Source organism: Flavobacterium sp. UGB4466 (assembly GCF_903469665.1).
Lineage (GTDB): Bacteria > Bacteroidota > Bacteroidia > Flavobacteriales > Flavobacteriaceae > Flavobacterium > Flavobacterium lipolyticum.
Map to the genome: position 1 here is coordinate 1 of NZ_CAGKLC010000281.1, position 404 is coordinate 404.

Annotated in this window: 1 protein-coding gene; it reads left to right on the top strand. The window is 43.1% G+C overall.

Going from position 1 to position 404, the window contains the following annotated elements; translation table 11 throughout:
• Positions 1-404 (top strand): condensation domain-containing protein (locus JO950_RS22060; protein ID WP_237732436.1); only part of this gene is annotated, 404 nt, incomplete at both ends.

The following is a 404-nucleotide window of genomic DNA, read 5'->3' on the forward strand; positions in this document are numbered from 1 at the left end:
CTCAGAGCGGCCTTACTTCAGGTAGAGGAAGAGGAATATTGGTTCTACTTCAACATACACCATATTATTAGTGATGGTTGGTCAATGGAGGTATTAACCAAAGATATATTCAAATACTATGAAGCCTACAGGACAGGAAAAGAGCCTGATTTAAAGGAATTAAGAATCCAGTACAAGGATTATTCAGCCTGGCAGCTGGCTCAATTGAACCAGGAGTCATTTAAGGCGCATGGAGAATATTGGCTGGACAAGCTCTCAGGAGAGCTGCCATTGCTGGAGCTTCCAAGCAGCAAACAGCGACCAAAACTAAAAACCTATAAGGGTCAAAGCTTAGGCGCTTATCTTGACAAAGCAACAACAGCTAAGCTAAAGGGATATGTGCAGGAGAATGGCGGCAGTCTTTT